General features: G+C 49.0%; 18 protein-coding genes. 3 read left to right on the plus strand and 15 right to left on the minus strand.

Translation table 11 applies throughout. From position 1 onward, the window contains the following. Positions 1 to 422 precede the first annotated feature (422 nt). A complete protein-coding gene (locus Q1Q15_RS24295; RefSeq protein ID WP_300465246.1) occupies positions 423 to 611 on the plus strand; it encodes a hypothetical protein in 189 nt (62 codons plus the stop codon). 507 nt (positions 612 to 1,118) lie between these two features. Here the strand turns inward: Q1Q15_RS24295 and Q1Q15_RS24300 are convergent. From Q1Q15_RS24300 to tpx, 4 genes are all read right to left on the minus strand, one after another. Beyond that, on the minus strand, positions 1,119 to 2,696 hold the full coding sequence (locus Q1Q15_RS24300) for an MBL fold metallo-hydrolase (protein WP_300465247.1): 1,578 nt from the start codon (positions 2,694 to 2,696) through the stop codon (positions 1,119 to 1,121). 93 nt (positions 2,697 to 2,789) lie between these two features. After that, on the minus strand, positions 2,790 to 3,554 hold the full coding sequence (locus tag Q1Q15_RS24305; protein WP_300465248.1) for a DUF4197 domain-containing protein: 765 nt from the start codon (positions 3,552 to 3,554) through the stop codon (positions 2,790 to 2,792). Between the two features lie 43 nt (positions 3,555 to 3,597). Further along, positions 3,598 to 5,616, minus strand: coding sequence for an AsmA family protein (locus Q1Q15_RS24310; protein ID WP_300465249.1), 2,019 nt, complete (start codon positions 5,614 to 5,616; stop codon positions 3,598 to 3,600). 212 nt (positions 5,617 to 5,828) lie between these two features. Beyond that, positions 5,829 to 6,326, minus strand: coding sequence for a thiol peroxidase (gene tpx / locus Q1Q15_RS24315; RefSeq protein ID WP_300465250.1), 498 nt, complete (start codon positions 6,324 to 6,326; stop codon positions 5,829 to 5,831). 66 nt (positions 6,327 to 6,392) lie between these two features. On the opposite strand from tpx, the gene Q1Q15_RS24320 reads away from it, so the two are divergent. Continuing rightward, positions 6,393 to 6,608 (plus strand): hypothetical protein, encoded by a 216-nt coding sequence (locus Q1Q15_RS24320; protein ID WP_300465251.1) that lies wholly within the window; start codon positions 6,393 to 6,395, stop codon positions 6,606 to 6,608. 89 nt (positions 6,609 to 6,697) lie between these two features. Here Q1Q15_RS24320 and Q1Q15_RS24325 read toward each other — a convergent pair whose 3' ends face one another. Together Q1Q15_RS24325 and Q1Q15_RS24330 are read right to left on the minus strand one after the other, a co-directional pair. After that, positions 6,698 to 8,818, minus strand: coding sequence for a Tex family protein (locus Q1Q15_RS24325; protein ID WP_300465252.1), 2,121 nt, complete (start codon positions 8,816 to 8,818; stop codon positions 6,698 to 6,700). Positions 8,819 to 8,872: 54 nt separating this feature from the next. Beyond that, on the minus strand, positions 8,873 to 9,433 hold the full coding sequence (locus Q1Q15_RS24330) for a manganese efflux pump MntP family protein (protein WP_300465253.1): 561 nt from the start codon (positions 9,431 to 9,433) through the stop codon (positions 8,873 to 8,875). Positions 9,434 to 9,664: 231 nt separating this feature from the next. Between Q1Q15_RS24330 and Q1Q15_RS24335 the strand changes: the two genes are divergently transcribed. Further along, entirely contained in the window at positions 9,665 to 10,168 is a 504-nt protein-coding gene (locus tag Q1Q15_RS24335; protein WP_300465254.1) for a ferritin family protein, read from the plus strand. Here the strand turns inward: Q1Q15_RS24335 and Q1Q15_RS24340 are convergent. The 9 genes from Q1Q15_RS24340 to Q1Q15_RS24380 all read right to left on the minus strand — a co-directional run bounded on the left by Q1Q15_RS24340 (position 10,165) and on the right by Q1Q15_RS24380 (position 20,022). Next, positions 10,165 to 11,499, minus strand: coding sequence for a multiheme c-type cytochrome (locus tag Q1Q15_RS24340; RefSeq protein ID WP_300465255.1), 1,335 nt, complete (start codon positions 11,497 to 11,499; stop codon positions 10,165 to 10,167). The genes Q1Q15_RS24335 and Q1Q15_RS24340 overlap by 4 nt on opposite strands. Next, positions 11,496 to 11,936, minus strand: coding sequence for a hypothetical protein (locus Q1Q15_RS24345; RefSeq protein ID WP_300465256.1), 441 nt, complete (start codon positions 11,934 to 11,936; stop codon positions 11,496 to 11,498). Before Q1Q15_RS24345 ends, Q1Q15_RS24340 begins: the two co-directional genes overlap by 4 nt. A gap of 333 nt (positions 11,937 to 12,269) precedes the next feature. Continuing rightward, positions 12,270 to 13,460 (minus strand): YgeY family selenium metabolism-linked hydrolase, encoded by a 1,191-nt coding sequence (locus Q1Q15_RS24350; protein ID WP_300465257.1) that lies wholly within the window; start codon positions 13,458 to 13,460, stop codon positions 12,270 to 12,272. A 16-nt stretch (positions 13,461 to 13,476) separates the two neighbouring features. Continuing rightward, positions 13,477 to 14,763, minus strand: coding sequence for a TRAP transporter large permease (locus Q1Q15_RS24355; protein ID WP_300465258.1), 1,287 nt, complete (start codon positions 14,761 to 14,763; stop codon positions 13,477 to 13,479). After that, positions 14,763 to 15,251, minus strand: coding sequence for a TRAP transporter small permease (locus tag Q1Q15_RS24360; protein WP_300465259.1), 489 nt, complete (start codon positions 15,249 to 15,251; stop codon positions 14,763 to 14,765). Before Q1Q15_RS24360 ends, Q1Q15_RS24355 begins: the two co-directional genes overlap by 1 nt. 139 nt (positions 15,252 to 15,390) lie before the next feature. Next, positions 15,391 to 16,413 (minus strand): DctP family TRAP transporter solute-binding subunit, encoded by a 1,023-nt coding sequence (locus Q1Q15_RS24365; protein ID WP_300465260.1) that lies wholly within the window; start codon positions 16,411 to 16,413, stop codon positions 15,391 to 15,393. A 103-nt stretch (positions 16,414 to 16,516) separates the two neighbouring features. Then, a complete protein-coding gene (locus tag Q1Q15_RS24370) occupies positions 16,517 to 18,112 on the minus strand; it encodes a D-aminoacylase (RefSeq protein ID WP_300465261.1) in 1,596 nt (531 codons plus the stop codon). Between the two features lies 1 nt (position 18,113). Beyond that, on the minus strand, positions 18,114 to 19,349 hold the full coding sequence (thrC, locus tag Q1Q15_RS24375) for a threonine synthase (protein ID WP_300465262.1): 1,236 nt from the start codon (positions 19,347 to 19,349) through the stop codon (positions 18,114 to 18,116). Next, positions 19,330 to 20,022 carry a GntR family transcriptional regulator gene (locus tag Q1Q15_RS24380; RefSeq protein WP_300465263.1) on the minus strand — a complete coding sequence of 231 codons (693 nt, stop codon included), beginning with the start codon at positions 20,020 to 20,022 and terminating at the stop codon, positions 19,330 to 19,332. The genes thrC and Q1Q15_RS24380 overlap by 20 nt, the downstream gene beginning before the upstream one ends. Positions 20,023 to 20,322: the final 300 nt, after the last annotated feature.

The following is a 20,322-nucleotide window of genomic DNA, read 5'->3' on the forward strand; positions in this document are numbered from 1 at the left end:
TTGTAATCTGCTGATTTTATTATAATATTTTTTTGTGGTGCCATAAAATATGAGTAAAAATAGCAGTTTCTGGCTATTTTTTCGAAAAGATGGGCTAACGCCCATGCCCTGACGGGCACAACAAAACATGAAAGTTATGAAAGGTGAGGTATGAGTATTGAGGAAGGCATAACTTCTCACAACTCAAAACTCATAACGCACTACTTTCATATAAAAATCAAGTGATGGTTTATGCCAAAAGGATAAGACGATTCAGTAAAACTTCAACCTGAAATCAAAATGTCAAAGCTTAAAAAGAATAAAATTTATTATTTGTTTGACTTGACTAACATTTTTTCTGTGTTAACTTGCAGTTTATAGAAAGACAACACGGGAGACTATCTTTCCCTTTGATACGAACAAAATAATGAGAGGATTCTCAAATGAAATATATACCATCCAGAGACATCACCGGCGTTTGTGAAGGTGAATGCAAAAATTTAGTCCGACTAAACGAAGAAGTTCGCCAGACAGAGCTTGATTCTTATCCCTACAGCGGGGGATCATCGCCCAGTGTTCCCTGGGCAAACACCAGAAATGAACAGCCGGGGTTTTATGGCGGGCACGTCTGATCCGTCATCCTGGTAAAACTGGCTTATTATTTTGTGTTTGAACGAAAACTCGCCCATCTGCTGGGTTGCTGCAAAACTCTGAAATCCTCATGTACATTAGTACACTCCGGTTTCAGAGTTTTTTACGCCTTGCATATGGGCAACTTTTCGTCCAAACACGGGTTTACGTTCAGGCTCTAATTATGTTTACTCAAGTTTCAATCTTTGTTGTGGGCGAACCGGTGTGAAATACCAGGTCAGCCCGTGATGGATTTATATAAAAATGCGACATCAGAGCCCCCGACGGGCGATTGGATCGGCCCGTTCGGACCCAAAGCCGATCAGCCCATTTGCCCTGCCGGGCGTTAAGAAGCGCAGGCTGTTTGAGGACACACCTGCCCGCAGTTCCTGCGCTTTAGACCGGTAGGGCAAATGGGCCGACGACGGTCCGGGGCCGGTCCGATCGCCTGTCGGGGGCGGCATAATACCGTTTTCGTTATTCGTTGTGTCTGCAGGCCGACATGTGGGTTATATTGAAACTGTTTCACCTTGCCTGGGAATGAACGTATCATACCCTTTTTCCTGCAGGTGCTTTGAAAAAGCAGCACTTTGAGCGGCCTCACCGTGAACGATGCCTATTTTTTTGATCCGGAGATTTGATCCGGTGATCACCCTTTCAAGTTCGTGTTTATCTGCATGGGCACTGAACCCGCCAATTTTTTCAACTTTTGCCCGGAGCGGGTAGGTTTTCCCCAGTATTTTAATTTCAGGCGATTCACTATCTTCCCCTGATGGTGACGTTTGGGACCCCATTTCCTCTATCCGCCGGCCCAATGTATTTTCAGCCATATACCCCACCAGCAGAATGGTATTTTTAGGATTATGGACCTTATATCTCAGGTGATGCAATATTCTTCCCGCCTCACACATTCCCGATGCAGAGATGACCACATGGGAAGTTTTGTCCTGGGTGAGGCGCATGGATTCTTCCACTGTCTCAACAAACCTGATTTTCTCAAACTGAAACGGATTTTTCCCCTTTTTAAGAAAGGTTTCATGGGTATCCATGTCATAGGTCTCGGGGTGTTCACCAAAGACCTTCGTGAGATTGGAAGCAAGGGGACTGTCTACATATACGGGACGTCTGGGGACCTCTCCTTTGTCATAAAGCTCATGAAGGATATAAATCAGTTCCTGGGTTCTACCAAAAGCAAAAGAGGGAATAATCACAGACCCCCCCCGGTCAAAGGTATCGTTCAAAACCTTTTTCAGTCTGGATCCCAGATCTTCAACCGGATCATGCTCCCTGTCTCCATAGGTACTTTCCGTAATCAGCAGATCAATATCCCGGTCTTGTTCATCAAAGATCAAGGTGGGGTCTTTTATAATGGGTTTTCCAAACCGTCCCACATCACCGGTATAGAGAATCCGAGTGGTTTTATCGGGTCTTTTAACGGTCACCAGTGAAAAAGCAGATCCCAGGATATGCCCTGCCACATAAAACTTTACCGTGGTATCCTGGCCAATGGTCACGGGATAATCAAAGGGGTATCCATCAATAAACCCAAGGGACTGCTTTGCCTGCTCCATGGTATAAAGCGGGGTGATGATCTCTAATCCATGCTGTTTCTGGAGGTCATGAATGGCTTCATTGTTAAGGTCATAGGCATTTTTCTTCAACATCTTTCTGATGTCACTTTTTTCTGAATGGGAGACCTTTTGTTTTACATTGTTCTGCTCCAGCTGGTACAGAAAAGATCTCAGGGACTTGTAGTTCAAATACTGTGCATCTGATTCCTGGATATGTCCGCTGTCCATCAGCATGTATTCCAGTGCATCTGCCGTAGGCCGACTGGTTACCACACGGCCGGAAAACCCATCGCCTGTCAGCACGGGAATACGTCCTGAGTGATCAATATGGGCATGGGATAAAATCATGTTGGTAATTTTACTTCTGTCAATGGGAAACGTTTTGTTTTTTTCTTTACTTTCTTTTCGTCTGCCCTGGAACATACCACAATCAAAAAGGAGTTGATCCGTACCCGTATTCAAAAGGTGCATGGAACCTGTTACTTCACCGGCTGCGCCATAAAATGTTACATCCATAAATACCTCAATCGTTGTTGTAGCGTTAATCAGCGGCTTTATTAACCGCCGGTTTCATCCCTGACCGAAAACCGCCAAAATTTCAGTCAGGCCCTATTTAGTAAAGACTTTTTTCAAAAGTTCTGTGGTTCTTTTGACCGGGTTTGTCCGGATAGCGGCTTCCTCTTTTGCCATATAATAAAATATGCCATCCATCCCTTTTTCAACCACATGATCGGTCAGATCCGCCTTAACATCCGGAACAAAAGGAAGGGAGGTGTATTGTTTCATCATCTTGTCATAGGCCATTACCGCACCTACTTCTGACAGACTCTCTTCAATCACCGGCGTCATTTCACCGGCAAGCGCCGGTGACATCTTCCCTTTAAAGTATTGGGTGGCGGCATCATCCGGTCCATTATAAATACCCTGCACATCCTCAAGGGTCATCTGGGAAATGGCATCCGTGAACAATTGTTTTGCCTTGGGTGTTGCCACCTCTGCCGCCCTGTTCAATTTTAGCTCCAGATCTTCAAACAAAGACGACATACCGACCTTGCTAAGCATGGATTTTACCTTATCAAGGCTTGCCGGCAGGGGAATATGGATATTTGAATCCGCATTAAAGCCATCTGTTGCGCCCAATTGGGTCACCACATTTTCTGACCCAACCTTGAGGGCCTCTTTGAGTCCGGCGCCGATTTCTGCCACTGTCAATGAACTTGCAGCGGTTTTATCGCCCCCCCCCAATGACTTTAACAGGTCGCTGCCTTTATTCAGCCAGGAATTCCCGGCAAAGGACGGGACTGATCCTATCAGAACGGCCATGATCACCCCGTACAGCATCCATACAAATTTATGGTTTTTTAATCGTCTCATTTTTTCCTCCCTTGTTAGCAAATTGTTGCCCGGCAATGTCTCTTTATTTTATAAACCCGGGCAGCAGGCCTTTTATCTTTTTCTGGACATCTTCCTTTACAGACTCGATATTTTGTTTCTGATCCCCTGTTGTCCCCAGCACCTGCTTTTTTAATCCTTCCACATCCGGGATACCACCGCCACCGATCATGCCTTTCAGATCAGGACGAATTTTAGGAGAAGAAAACGCACCAGTTATCAGAACCGGGACCATCAGCCCCGATCTCTCCTGGGTATCCCCCTGGCCTTTCAGGGTGGTCACAAATTTAGGTTCCACCCGCAAATCAAGCAATTCTTTTACAAGATTGACGTTTCCGGTGACAAGCATCCGGATCAACGGCGACATCAGGCTGGTGCCTTTGGTTTCAACCAGGCCGTCTTTAGCCGTAAACGGAATTTTAAGCTCAGCAAAATCCGTTCTCGGCTTTTCTGCGGGCTTTTCCCCCATTCCCAATTTGCTTGTGACATTTCGCACCATACCGGCAAGGTCAATCCCGACAATAGCACCGTCAGTAAATGAAATATCGCCTTGGCCGGTTAAGGTCTGCTTGATCATATCGGGCGTTTCACCTGCCATGGAAAGTCCGATATCAGCTTTCAGCGTTCCTTCAATGATCTCCTTTTGCAAGGCATCTTTCATTAACGGCCCGGCCTGGATACCGGCGGCATTAAGGGTCAGTTTTGTCCTGGGATCATTTTTTTGAACATTCAGTTCCACGGTTGATGCTATCTTTCCCTGGTAAAGATTCAAGCCCAGGGGATCCATGGTAATAATGCCGTTCTTTGCCAGGACATGGACCACCACATTTTCAACGGTGGCCCCATGGGCCGTGACGTTACCCGCCTTAAATTTCCCGTCCAGAACCAACTTTCTTAACGGGCCGTAATCTGTTTTCTTTTTGGCCGGATCCGCTTTCTTGGCAGTTGTTTCGCCTGACGGGGGCGATTCTTTTGTTGCAGCAGGTTCCGGCAGATACCGGTCAAGGTCAATCCCATCCAGTTGAAGGTCAAACGCGAGATTGGGTTTGGAAAACTCTTTTGCTAAACCTGAAAATATCAATTTGGAATCATCCAGTTGAAACACACCCCCTGTCAAAGACAAATTGTCTGGGGTGCCGTTCACCCGTGTTTTAAGAGAAACCGCATCCAATACAGATGGGTCTTTGGTCTTAACCGGAAATGGTTGGCTCAGCGCTGCAAAAAGCGTTCTGGGTGAAAAGGAAGATATCTCCAAAGCCATGTCAATCGTCGGGTTGACCATGGGATCCATCAGCTTGCCAACGAATCTGACTTCCAGTTCTTCCAGTGCTTTTAACACAAAATCAAGGGCAACCGTTCCTTTGCCCGGTTCCTTGCCAATGGGACCAAAGGTTCCCTCAAGGGAGACGGGTTTGCCATCAATCCGGGCACGCAATAAGATACCCACTGGATTTTCAAGGCTCAAATTTTTTAAATTCAGCTCCAAATCTTTAATTTCTTTTTTTAGATCTGTTCCCTGGTCAATGTATATCAGCTGACCGTTTGTTATGGAAAAATTACCCACCATCAGGTCTTCAATGGGTAAGCCCTGGTCTGATGAAGATTTTTCCCGGCTCTCCTTGACCTCTTTTTTATCTTGCGTCCTGCCGATCCCCTGCCAGTTGGCCGTCCCGTTTTTTAATTTTTCCAGATAAATCTCAGGGCTGTCCAGAACAAAGGTTTTCACTTCTATTCGCTTTGATAACAACGGCATCACCTTGAGCCGGACTTCAAAATTCTTTACAGAGACCATGTCTTTGGCACTGTATCCGGCAGGATTGCCCAGGTGAAGATCCGTCAGTTTCACGCCCACCCATGGGAAAACGGAAATATCCATCTCATCGCCAAACCTAAAGGATCGCCCGGTTGCCGCTTCAACTTTTTGTTCAATCATGGGTTTATATTTATGAACATCAATCACTTGAGGAATGATAATGACGGCTGCAACGATAAGCACCACTAAGACACCGCCGATAATGAACAACCATTTAAGAATGCGTTTCATAGGATTTCTCCAATCGTTATGATTAAGGGTTAACACCCAGTATAGTCATGACACGATGTTTTTTCCAGGCTAAAAAAATTTACTTGTTCTAGTTTTACGACCCATTACACCCGGGTGATCAGGAACCCCCCTGAATCCAAACTGAAAAACCCCTGATTAACCCCGGCAGCAAGACTGCCCGGATCAAAAAGAGGTTTTAATTTTTTCCAGATTTATAATACGGCAAGGGCCCCATCATAATCAGGTTCATGGGTAATATCGTCAACCACCTGTGCATACAGAACCGTATTGTTTTCATCCAGAACAATGACCGCCCGGGCCGACAGGCCCGCTAAAGGGCCATCTTCAATCAAAAGGCCATAATCCCTGGCAAAATCAGGATTACGGAAGATTGATCCGGTCACCACATTCTCAATGCCCTCGGCACCACAGAACCGTTTGTGGGCAAACGGAAGGTCAGCAGACAGGCAGATGACCTGGGTATTTTCAAGTCCGGCTGCTCGTTTATTAAAGGTTCTGACAGATGTGGCGCAAACATCCGTATCAATACTGGGAAAAACATTCAACACTTTCCGTTTCCCTTGAAAACTCTCCAGGGAAATCTCTGATAAATCCTGTTTAACAGCAACAAAATTTTTCGCTGCAGTTCCTTTACCCGGAAAATCACCTGCCAATTGGACAGGGTTTCCTGCTAATTTGGTAGTGGCCATTGGATATCTCCTTTTCCATGATCAATGTGTTGTGTCAAACTTCTTCTTTCACCCGTTGAATCATATATGCTTTATATAGTAATGGCTTGGTCAATTATTTCAAGATGGCGCCTCAAAGAAAATATCGTGGTTGTAACCGCCAAGGGGACGGTTGAATTTGCCAGGGAATTCGCCACATTTTCGCCATCCGTGGCTGCCCTGTTTGAACTTCGATTCAAGTCCCTTGACCGGCTTGCCTTTGTGGGAACCCCCTGTCAAATCAATATTATCGAGGCAATATAGCGGACAGGACCGTAAAGGGCGTAGGGGTCATCTCATAATCAGCCAAACCGGAGCGATGAACGGTTATGGCATCGCTCCGGAACTTACGCTCATATTTTCTTCATGGACAAAGCGATTCTTTTTCTTGCCACGTCCACATCAAGGACGGTTACGGTGACGACCTGCCGGACCACCACAATTTCCCCAGGATCTTTGACAAAGCGGTCTGCCAGCTGGCTGATATGAACCAGACCGTCCTGGTGAACCCCAATATCCACAAACGCACCAAACGCGGTAACATTTGTCACAATACCCGGCACTTTCATCCCCGGGACAAGATCCTTGATGTCATGGATGGTATCATCAAAGGCAAACGCCTGGAATTCTTTTCTGGGATCCCGGCCTGGATTTGACAATTCCCTGGCAATATCCGTTAATGTCGGCATCCCCACGGTCTCTGTGACATAACGCTTCAGATTGATTTTTTCCACTGCACCCGGATGATTCATCACCGCTTCAATGTCCATCCCGATATCCTCTGCCATGCGTTCAACCAGCCCATAGGATTCAGGGTGGATACCGCTCCTGTCCAGGGGCAGCGGGGCATTGTGAATCCTTAAAAACCCTGCGGCCTGCTCAAAGGCCCTGGGTCCCAGTCTCGGCACCTTCATAAACGCTTTTCGGGATCGGAACGGGCCGTTTTCATTGCGAAACCGGACCATGTTGGCCGCAATGGTATCATTCAGACCGGATACCCGGGCCAGCAATTCCCGGGAGGCCGTATTGGCCTCCACCCCGACCCGGTTCACACACAAAACCACCACATCGTCCAGGGATTTTTTCAACAGCTTGGGATCCACATCATGCTGATACTGTCCCACGCCAATGGATTTTGGATCCAGTTTGACCAGTTCAGCCAATGGGTCCATGAGCCGCCTGCCTATGGAGACAGCCCCCCGGACCGTGATATCGTGATCCGGGAATTCTTCCCGGGCCACGTCAGATGCCGAATAAATGGAGGCCCCGCTCTCATCCACCATGACAAGGGGGATATGGCTGTCCAGGTTCAGTTTTTTCAAGAACGCTTCGGTTTCCCGGCCGGCCGTTCCGTTGCCCACGGCAAGGGCCTCGATCTGATATTTTTTCACAAGCGTTAATATGACCTTTCTGGCGGGGTCATCATTGCCGGTATGGGGAAAGATCACATCATGGTGCAGCAGCTGGCCCTGGGCATCCAGGCAGACCACCTTGCATCCGGTTCTGAATCCCGGATCAATGGCAAGCATTTTTTTCTGGCCCAGGGGGGCAGACAGCAACAGTTCCTTTAAATTTGATGCAAAAACACCGATGGCCGCTTCATCTGCCGTGGCTTTCAATTCCTTGATGCATTCTTTTTCAATGGTTTTGGATAACAAGCGTTTGTAACTGTCCCGAACGGCTGCTTGAATCTCCCGGGCCGAGTCGGATTGATTTTTGACATATCGGTGTTCAATGCGCTGCAACGCCCGGTCTTCGTCGGGCAGGACATGGACGGAAACAATGCCCTCATTGTGTCCCCTGAGCATGGCCAGTATCCGGTGGGACGGCGCGGCAAAGGCTTTTTCGGACCAGTCAAAGTAATCCTTGAATTTAATGCCTTCCGCTTCTTTTCCCTTTTTTACCCTGGAGTGAATCTGGGCCGTATCCACAAACAATTTCCGGATACCGGCTCTCGTGTCCGCGTCTTCAGCAATGCCTTCCGCAACAATATCCCTTGCCCCGGCTAACGCCTGCTCAACCGATTCAACCGCTTTTCCGGCGGAAATATATTTTTTTGCCGCCAGCAAAGGGTCCTGGTGGGACTGTTTCAAGAGAAATGCGGCCAGGGGTTCCAGGCCTTTTTCCCTGGCCATCTGTGCCCGGGTTCTTTTTTTAGGCCGGTATTTTTCATACCGGTCCTCAAGCTGGGTCAATGACACAGCCGTTTGAATCTGTGCCGATAGTGCCGGCGTTAACAGATCCCGTTCGGTTAATGATTTGAGGATGGCTTCCCGCCTGCTGGCCAGGGCCGTCAATTGTTCTATCCGGTCCCGGATACCGGCAATCACCACTTCATCCAATGATCCGGTCCGCTCTTTTCGATACCGGGCGATAAACGGGATGGTGGCGCCTGCTTCCAGCAATTGAACGACCGCTGACACCTGGGCGGTCGTTAACTTCATTTCCGAACTGATAATGTCTATGGTTTCCATGGACTCACTAAATTTAAGGTTATGGGTATAAAATAATCTGTCATGGGGATACGCCTATACGATCAAATGGGAAAAAAGGATACGGGAACCGATAAACACCAGAACAATGCCACCGAAAATTTCCATCCGTTTGCCAAACATCACCCCCAGTCGGGTGCCGATCTTAATGGCACCCAGGGACATCCCGGCCGTAATCACCCCGATCATGATGCTGGGATACCAGATATTGACATCCAGCAGGGCAAGGCTCAATCCAATGGCAAGGGCATCAATACTGGTGGCCACACTGAGCAGGACCATGGTCATCCCCCGGGACGGATCCTTGGTTTGTTTTTCCGGTGATGTGTCCACCCCTTCCCGGATCATCCGTATGCCCACAAAGGCCAGAAGAAAGAATGCAATCCAATGATCCACTGCCTTAAAATGAGACACAAAGCTGATGCCCAGGAACCAGCCCAGCACCGGCATAAAAAACTGGAACAGTCCAAAATGAAACGACAGCCGGAATTTGGCCCGGGCATCGGCTGCAAATCCCGCGGCAGCCGCAGCTAGGGAAACCGCTGAAGCGTCCATGGCCAGCCCGATGGCAATAATGATGATGTCAATCGTTGTCATATGTGTTTTTATCTCTGTTCACGTCAACCTACAGCTATTCTCCGGCGACTATTGCGGTTTACAATGAGAATTGCGGGTCAAACTAGTGCAATCTATAAAAAAATATCCGATAATGCAAACGTTAAAACGCTGACGGATGCCGGCAGTTCTAAACTAGTTGATCTTCCCGGCAAGATCGTGTAATCTTGTATCTATTGTCTGATCTTTTCAACCTGAAACAGGAGAATTCCCATGGACAAATCCAACACATTAACCATATTGAAAAATGCCTTCCTCATCGAAAGAAAAGGCAAAAGTCTTTACGAAAAAGCCATGGAACATGCCACTGATGCATCGGTCAAGGCCTTTTTTAAAGACCTTTGTGATGATGAACAGGAACATATGAATATTCTTGAAAAACAGTTTAAAGCCTATATGAAAAGCGGCAAATTCATGGCCGGTGGCTTTGAAAATAATGGCGGTGCCGTAACGGCCCCGGATATTCTGGATGACACCTTAAAAGACAAGATCAATGCGGCAAGCTTTGAAGCCACTGCCATTACGGCCGCCATCAGCTTTGAGGAAAAAGCCATAAAAATGTATGCCCAGCAGGCCCAGGATGCCACAGACCCGGAAGAACAGAAAATGTACCACTGGCTTGCCACCTGGGAGAGAACCCATTTAAAAAAACTCATGGCCCTGGAAGAATCCCTGATGGAAAGTGTGTGGAACGACAATAGTTTCTGGCCGTTTTAAATTCGACACTGAGCCTTTGCCATTACCACCACCGGAAAAGGTTCAAACGGTTCTCCCGGGAGCAGGTTCAACACCTTTTGGGACATGCTCCGGTACAACAGCCGGACCGTCACCACGGCATCTTTTCCCGGGACAACAGGCAGGTCGATGGTTTGTGTCACCCGCTGATTTGCCTTGATCCGGTTATCCTTGAGCACCTGTCTGGCTTTTGCCAGATTGATGACCGCGTTGCCGTTTCCATCGCCAAAAACCGTCCGAAAAATCACTGCCGCTTTGGGCAGCTCCCGGTTGGCATCTAAAACACCCGACTGGAAAAGCGTTTTTTTTGCTTTATCCTGGATGGTTATTTCAAGCCATACCTGACGAAGATCAGCAACCCCCGTGGGAATTGAGTGCCCGGCGCCGGTATTGGCAACCGTAATTTTCAGTATTTTCCGGTTGATCCGGGAGGTATCCACGGACAGGGTTGCGGCATTCTGGAGCCGCTCAATGGCCATCTGATGTTTTGCCTGCCCGCCAAATTTTCCCGGAACCACGGCATTTCCCCCCACAAAATAGTGGGTAAAAATATGGGGTCTTTCATCACTGTAATCGGTTGCCGAACCCGGATTTTCAGGCCGCGGCGTCGATCCGGTGGCGGGAATGCCGGGTCTCTGGTACATATGGCACCCTTGACACTCAATTTTTTTTGCCGGATCCGTTGAATTATAAGCAGACGCTTCCCATTCCGTATAGGTGGTCTCAAGATCTGTCCCAAAGGCCACATGCTTTACATTGTGACAGGTGCCGCAAATCTTTGAGCTGGTATGCAATTGCGAGTATTGGGCATCATGAAAATCCGGTTCGCAATCATCAAACGGACCATACTTTATACCGGGATCATCTTCGCCCTGGCCCGGTTTCAGCACAAGACCATTGTTATGCAGTTGTTTTATGGCCACGGCAGAATGGCAATAATCACACTGAATCCCCTGGGTGGCAATCTCGGGTGTTTTGGACAAATCATCAGATACTTTTTGGGGGAACCCGGTCACATATCCCACGGGAGTATGGCATTTCACACAGGATTCGGCTTCATCTATCTCTCCTGCATCGGTCAGGCCTTTGCGCAGAAACTGGGCTACCCGGGAATAGACCGGATCTTTATGGGACAGGTGATGCAGGGACGTTTCCCATTGGTCGAAAATTTCTGAGTGACATCCCTGGCACGTATCCGGTGAAATAAATTGATCAATCTGAATCCCATCCGATGCAGCGAGCGATGTGGCAGTCAGCAGAATACCCCCGACAACCAGCCCCATCATTTTTTTTCCCCATGGTTGAATCATCATTCTATTGCCTCCTGTTTCACCAGCCCGGAAGGATATTCCTTTGTTTCTCCCTCCAGTGTCAGGACGGTCCAGTTCCCGTTTTCTTCTTTTGCAGCAACCAGGCATTCCAGGCGGGTGTCATCATTAAAGGTGATAAAACATTCTCCGGTTTCATTCAAGGTGTTGACCTGGACATATTTTTTATCCCGGGCAATTTGCCGAAAGATCCCGGCCGCTCGTTCAATGGCAATGATCTTGTTATATTCATCTTCATCCAGGCTTTTAATGTCTAAGCGTAATGCATTGATCTGCTGTTTCTGATCTGCAATTTTGCGAACAATGGTTTCCATTTCCGCTGTATTATCCGAAGGTATGGAAACCAGGATCTGTTTGTGCAACTCCATATCGGTTTCAATAAAATTAATTTTCTGTAACAGTCCTTTTATTTTTGAACGCATATCATCACTCTTCTTTTATTGTTTTTTATTGAATTCGCCAGACCGGCGCTTTATTTTTTAATGATTCATGATTTACACAGGGTTCCCTTTTCAGCGGCCCTTTTATTGCCCCGGATAATCCATTCTATGAACCGGATCAGGAAATGTTTCTTGTTCTTTTGTTTGTCTGTCATGGCGCGTTTCTCCCTGGGATAACCTTACCCTTTTAATTTTCTTCCAAGCTTCCCCCAATTCCATTAGAATGTCAAGAGACCTGATCCATTATCCGACATCACCCTGCAGGCCTTTGCTTGAATATCACCCAACACCCATAACAAGGTCTGCAATTCCTATTCAGATTTTTCGATCCGGTCCCCAGGCCACACTCAATGCCCTGGCCGTAATGGCGCCATACCCGGTCCGGGCTTTTTCCAATTGATCGATTTCCACATACTCATCCACCACATGGGCGAGGTCTTCCCGGGACGGACCAAATCCCAGGGTGGGAATGCCACGGGTGCCAGCGCTCTGGCTGCCATCCGTGCAGAAACTATAGTAGGAAATCTTCGGGGGAAGACCGGCTTCGCCCAGTGCGGTCAAGGCCTGCTGGACAAACGCTTCGTCCACAGCAAACCGCCAGGCAGGAAAAAACCGCTTGGCTTCAATGGCCTTGCCGGTGTAGCAGACCTGGGAGGCTTGAGCCAGAAACACCTCTGCTGAAAAATCCGGGTCTGCCGCACCCAGTTGCTGGATAATGTGTTTGATGGGAGATAGAATCGACGCTTCCGTTTCCCCGGGAAGAAGCCGCCGATCAAGGGTGGCCCGGCACAGGGAAGGGATCACGGATGACCCCGGATAGGGCTCGGAATGGATATCGGTCACCTCTATAATGGCCGGCCCCAGAAATTCGTCCCAAGGAAGACGCATGGTTTCTATCTCCCCCAGAAGACGGGTCATCTGTTTAACGGCATTGATGCCGGCACTGGGATTTGACGAATGGGCACTCTTGCCATGGGTGAGAACAACCACTTCAGCCCTTCCCCTCTGGCCGATCTTTATGGTGAGCTCACTGGCCTCACCAATGATCACCAGATCCGGCTTGATCTGGTCGAGAATCACCCCCTGGGCCACGCCTTCAAACTCCTCTTCACACACCACCCCTGCCACAACAATGTCCCCTGAGAGGGACTGCTTTTGGGGAATCAGGTCTGCGGCCCCGTAAATCATGGCCATGAGGGCGCATTTCATATCCGAGGTCCCCCGGCCGTACATTCGGCCCTCCTCCATGACAGCCCCGTGGGGATCAAATCGCCAGTCGGCCCGGTTGCCAATGCCCACTGTATCCAGATGCCCCTCCAGTAAAACTATGGTGGATCCGTTACCCTTGATCAGCCCCACCACATTGCCCACCGAATCAATCCAGACCCGGTCATAACCGAGTCGCTCCATAACACTTTTGGCAAATGTGGCCGCCGCCGCCTCATGCCCCGATTCACTGGGGCAGTGGATCATCTTTCGACAATCTTCTATAAATATATCGTTCATATCGGGTTCCTTGACATCAGATTAATCCGAACAGCCGGGGGATGGACATGGAAATCGCCGGCAGAAAGGTAACGAGAAACAGGGCAACAATCTCCATGAGAATAAAGGGTAAAATCTGTTTACTGACCTGTTCAATGGTTAAATTGGTAATACCGCATACCACAAAAAGGCACGCCCCCAGCGGGGGTGTCATGAGTCCCAGGTTCAAACTCACCACCATGATGATGGCAAAGTGCAGGGGATGGACCCCCATACTCACGGCAATGGGATGAAAAATGGGGGCCAGGATGAGCAGGGCCGCGGTAATATCCATGAACATCCCCACAATCAACAGAATGATATTGATCAAAAACAAAATGACCAGGGGATTTTTGGAAATGCCCATCATGGCCGAGGCCAATAGTTCGGGAATTCTTTCGCTGGCCAGAAAAAAGCTTAAGATGGAAGCCGCCGACATGAGCAGGAAAATAACACCGGTGCTCTTGGCACAATTAAGAAAAATATCCGGCAGGTCGGATATTTTGAGGGTCCGGGTCACAAAAAACCCGATAAAAAAAGCATAAAAAACCGCTACTGCCGCAGCTTCCGTCGGGGTAAAAAATCCCCCCAGGATACCCCCCAGGATGATGATGGGCAGAATGAGTGCCAGAAAACTCTTTTTAAACACCCGCCAGATTTCATTGCTTTTTGCCCGGGTTTCCCGTTTGGGGTAATTGCGCTTGAGGGAGATGATATAGGTCATGGCCATAAGGAGCAGGCCGATGAGAATTCCGGGGATAATGCCTGCGGCAAAAAGCCCTGCAATGGAAACGCCCATGATAGACCCGTAGATGACCATGATGGTACTGGGGGGAATGATGGGACCGATCACCGACGATGCTGCGGTGATGGCTGCACTGAAATCTTCATCATACCCGTCTTTTTTCATGGCCGGAATCAAGGTGGATCCCAGGGCCGCAGAATCGGCCACGGCAGCACCGGTAATGCCGGCAAAAAAAATGCTGGCCAGAATATTGGAATGGGCCAGTCCCCCCCGGATATGACCGACCAGTACATTGGAAAATTCAATCAGGCTTTCTGTAATCCGGCATCGGTTCATCAGGTCCCCGGCAATCATGAAAAACGGCATGGCCATGATGGGAAACATGTCAATGCCGGCAAAAAATCGCTGGGGCAGGATGTTGAGCAGCACCGGCATGTTGGACTTGTAGATAGCCAAAAGGGAGGTTACCCCCAGGGAAAACCCGATGGGAACCCCGACAATCAACAAAACAGCAAATGAGACACCAATAAATAAAGGCACTATTCCCCCTTTTGAGTCACGTCAATGACCGTTATCAATACCAGCTGCACCAGGGATAACACCGCGGAAAGCGGCACGGCAATCAAGACATAGCTCATGGGTATCTGCAGGGCCGGCATGGTCTGGTGAATCCCGTTCATGGCCATTGTTGACCCGTAAACCATCAGGACATAGAGAAAAATACCAATCAGAATGCGGCTGAACATTTTTAATGCTGTTTGAAGAAAGGCCGGCAGTAAATTGACGAAAAGGTTCAGGCCCAGGTGGCTTTCCCGCTTCACCCCCATGCTGATGGCTAAAAGCCCCATCCAGATCATGGTGTAGCGGGCCAGTTCTTCGGTCCAGGGAAGGGGGTTGACCATCACATACCGGAAAAGAATCCCGATCAGGGTACTGATGGTCATTACCATGCCAAAGGTGATGCAGGCATACCCCACTGTCTTGTCGATGCCAAAACTCAGGGTTTTGGCGATTAAATATGGTTTCATCTCGATTGGGCCTCTTTGATATACGCAACAGCAATACCCCGCTGATCTGGGGGACACCCCATGTAACGGGTCCTTTTGAGTTCAACCCTCACCCAAAAGGACCCGATTCCAGACCACAGGCATGGATTACCCCATGGCACTAAAGTGCTTCAGCCTCTGAAACGGCCTTTAAAAATTTATCGATCCAGGACGGATCGACTTCTTTGCCCAGCCACTCGATATAGCTCTTCTGAACTTTATTTTTAAACATATCCCGCTCCAGGCTGGTGGGGGTATAGATTTCCAGGCCCGCAGCCTTGAGCTGTCCGATGGCTTTTGAATCCAGCAGGCGCTGGGCGCCGCGATCAGCCACATTGGCAATTTCAGCGGCGTCTCTGACATTCTGCTGAAGATCTGCCGGCAGCGATTGGAAAAAGGCCTCATTGACCATGAACCAGTCAGTGCCGTAGAGATGGTTGGTGATGGTCACATATTTCTGCACCTCCTGCAATTTTGCAATGAGGATGGTGGGCAAAGGATTCATCTGTCCGTCAATGACGCCGGTCTGAAGGGAGGTGTAGAGTTCAAGCCATGCAATGGGTGCTGCAGAACCGCCCAGAAGGGAAATCATCTTGATATGACCGGGGTTTTCCATGGTTCTGAACTTGAGTCCTGCCATATCCGCCGGGGTTTTGACCGGTTTTTTACTGTTGGTAAACGCAAAGAACCCACCGGTTTCAGTGGTTTCCAGACAACGGATACCGGTCTTGGCAAGGATATCGGCCCTGATCTCATCTCCGAACCAGCCGTCATAGACCCGCCAGGCCACATTGTGATTTTTAAAGGCAAAGGGAATATCCACCACGGAAATGGTTTTATAGAACTGGGCAATCCCCCCCACAGAAGAAAGGGTTGCCTGGATCACATTGTTTTGCACATTAACGAAATTTTCCCGTTCCTTGCCAAGCACACCGCCGGGATAGAGTTCCACCTTTATTTTACCATTGGAGGTGGATTCAAGATGGGTCTTAAAGGCATTGGCAAAACTGGCCTCATTTGCCTCATAGAGGTTATCCGGAAACTGGAAGGCAAATTTCATGGTATACGACTCTTTGGCAGCTGCAGAGCCTGCCACACACAAACCAAATAGAAACAAAAATAAAATCTTTACAACATTTTTCATGACATCATCCTTGCATTAAAAATTAAAAAAAATAAAACCAACCGGTTGGGATCCTTCCAAAGCCCTATCGCTGTTGGATCGATCCCCTTATTAAAAACGGGTCTCATGCCTGCTGGTTCATCCGGAGGACATGGCCGGGCAGGTTTTGGGTGAGTGTGCCGTTTTCAAGAACGATACTGCCATTGACCATCACCATACAAATCCCATCGGGAAACTGATCCGGGACCTCATAGGTTCCCCGATCACAGATGGTGTCAGGATCAAAAATGAGAATATCGGCGTAATGGCCCTTTTTCAAAAGTCCCCGATCTTCAAGATGAAACACTTTGGCGGGTTTTCCCGTCATTTTATGAACCGCCATCTCCATGGTCAAAACGGGCCGTTTTCTAACATACTCCGATATGACCCGGGGAAAGGCACCGTAAACCCTTGGATGGGGTTTTCCCCCCAACAGCCCGTCTGTGCAGACATTTTGCTCGGGCCGGCATAAAAATTCCACCACATGGTCTTCTTTACCGTAAAAATCCACCATTCCCACGGCATTTTCCTCTTCCAGCAGCAGATCAAGGGCAGCCTCAAGGGGGTCCTTCCCGGTCATTTCCCCGATTTCCACCAGATTTTTACCGATAACGGCCTGGTTCTTACGGGTTTTCGTGCTGGTGATAAAAATACCGGAAAGTCCGGCAAACGAGACAAAATTATCCCACCCCGCTTTGTCTGATGTAATTTGCCTGATCATTTTTTCCCGAAGGGCGGGATCGCTTAACCGCTCAAGAAGCCTTTCTGTTCCCCCTTCGTGGGCCCAGGGGGGGAGAATGGCCCCGAGCATGGTGCTGCCGGCCACATAGGGGTATTGATCAAAGGAAATACGAACGCCTTTGTCTGCTGCCTCATCCAGCAATTTAAAGATCAGCGGAAGTTTGTCCCAGTTGTCTTTCCCACACACCTTCATGTGGGAAAAATGGATCTTAACGCCGGATTCTTCACCGATGCGGATCACCTCTTCCATGGATGAGATAATCCCGTCAGCCTCACTGCGCTGGTGAATGACAAACACACCGTCCCGGTGGGCCACCACCCGGCAGAGCTCAATCAACTCCCGGGTATCGGCATAGGCACAGGGGATATAAATCAAACCGGTTGACAGTCCCAGGGCACCGGCATCCATTTCCCTGTTGAGAATGGTTTTCATGGTCTCCAGGTCCCGGGATGTTGCCGGCGTGTTCCCAAGCCCCATGGCTTCCATGCGCACATTGCCGTGGGGCACCAGATATCCGGCATTGGGGGCGAGGCCCCGGTTTTCCAGAAGCCCAAGATAACCGGCCGTTGTCTCATAGGTCCAGTCGATGGCATCGGTTTCCCCGCTGAGCCCGGCCAGGTTTTTCCGCCATGATTCAATAAACAAAACCGGAAGGGGCGCCATGGCAATGCCATCCTGCCCCAGAATTTCCGTGGTAATTCCCTGGTAAATCTTTGGCGGCACCTGGGGATCCAGAAGAATTTGAAGGTCCGAATGGCTGTGGGTATCAATGAAACCCGGGCATACCACTTTTCCCCGGGCATCCATTATCCTGTCAAACCCTTCCGGGGGGATGGAACCAATGGCGGATATCCGGGTTCCGGAAACAGCAATATCGGTTTGAACCCCCGGATTTCCAGTACCGTCTATAATCGTTCCGTTTTTTATGAGTAGTTTCATTTTATACCTCTTTTACTGCTGCTATAACTTGCTCAGGATCCGGATCAATCGTCCCGGGCATTCCCGTGACCTTGAAGGCCGAATCCACATCTTTGAGACCACTGCCGGTAACGATCAAGACCACCCGTTCAGCGGGCGCTATCTTCCCCTTGTCCAACAGGGCCTGTATGCCGCCGACACCGGCGGCTCCCGAGGGTTCGGCAAACACCCCTTCGGTTTGTGCCAGGGTTTTAATACTGTCAAGAATCCTTTCATCGGAAAGGGTCACAAAGGTTCCCCCGGATCGTTCAACCGCTGCCAGGGCGGCTTCACCGTCACTGGGAAAGGCAGCACAAATCGAATCGGCAAGGCTTGTGGCCGTGACCCGGCGAAGGATTCCATCGCCGTGAAACGCATTGGAAATGGCCGCACTTTTTTCTGCCTGAACCCCTATTATTCTGGGAATCTTAGGGATGAGATTCGCCTGATAAAGGTCATAAAACCCCTTATATACCCCACTGATGATGTTGCCGTCACCCACGGAAACCACCACTGCATCCGGACAGGCATATCCCATCTGTTCCCAGAGTTCAAAGGAAACCGTTTTCTTTCCCTCCCGGGTATAGGGGTTTGTGCCGGTGTTTCGGTTGAACCAGCCAAGACGGTTGGAAACGGTTTCACACAATTCAAAGGCCTGGCGATAATCGCCCCGGACCAGGAAAACCCGGGCCCCATAAATCATGAGTTGGACAATCTTTGCCCGGGGAGCGGATTCCGGAACAAAAATAATTGCCCGGCTCCCTGCCGCTGCAGCCAGGCATGCCATGGATGTCCCGGCATTTCCCGTGGATGCGGCGGAAATGATGGGGAGGTTGTTTTCAAGGCAATGGGCCAGAATCATAAGGCTGGCCCGATCCTTAAAAGAGCCCGATGGATTGAGGGTATCATTTTTGATCCACAGATCGGTCATCCCCAGTCGCTGACCCAGCCTCAAGGCTTTTGACAGGGGGGTCATTCCGACGGGCAGGGACAGGGGTGAAAAGTCAAGACCCGTGGGCAGAAAAGGGGCGTATCGCCAGAGAGATGTGTCAGGGTTGCGACCCAGACGGTCAGACGTCAGAAGGGTTCCAATGGTGTTGTAATCATACCGGGCATCAAGATTTCCGCCGCAAATCCGGCAGGTATACAATGATGGTTCCGGTGCATGGGATGTCTGACAGCGGATACAGACAAATTCTTTAAGATGGTTTACAGCCATTTGACCCTCCATCATTTTGATATAACATCCGTTGCATGCTTTTTTTCCAGTTCAACACGATCAATTCAGTCGTCTGAACCGTGTCCTTTGCCTTAATCGCCGCCAGGATCTGATTATGTTCGTCTACAGACGCACAGGCATCTGTATTTTCTTCAAAGTACCGGACCACCATCCAGCAATGCTTTATTTTAAGATCATACAGGATGGATGACAGATGATGGTTGTTGGATCGTTTTATCAAGACGTCGTGAAAATCGGCATCTGCTTTAGATGCTTTCATGGGATCCGCCGCTGCAATGGCACTTTTCAACTCCCTGTTGGCCGTTTCCATGGTACGCAAATCATCAGATGTCATATGGTTCATTGCCATGGACACGACCAGTGTTTCCAATGTCCAGATGATCGGATAAAACAGTTCCGCTTCTGAACGGGATATTTTTGCCACCCGGGTCCACCGGCTGGCAGACGCTTCCACCAGTTTTTTGTCTTCAAGGCGCCTTAAGGCTTCTCGCACCGGTGTTCGGCTGACCCCGAGGTTTTCCGCCAGTTCCTTGTCCAGCAGTTTTTCACCCTGCTGCAGGTCTCCTTGAATAATCCATTCCAGGAGGGTTTCATAGACCTTATCCCGCATGGAAATTCGATCAATCTGCTCGCTTTTTTCTGGTATGGGCATAGTGCTAATTCCTTAACGCCTGCTTCAGGTCATCGCTTCCAGGCAGCAATACGACAGCTTTTTCGATATATATGCCAGCACGCTCCATAATCAATCCTCTCCTCTTACAAAACATATATTGCATCCGATATACTGCATATGGGTTGAGGTGTCAAGTCCATCACAACCGTTTGACAGGGCCAACGCAAGTAAATATTATAAGGTCCCTATGGTCTTGGTAACTGGCAATGGTCAGCCGAACATGACTTCCTCCAGATATTTCGGGTCTAAAGCTGCATTCAATCTTTTCGTTTTTACACT

Source organism: Desulfobacula sp. (genome assembly GCF_030145145.1).
GTDB lineage: Bacteria > Desulfobacterota > Desulfobacteria > Desulfobacterales > Desulfobacteraceae > Desulfobacula.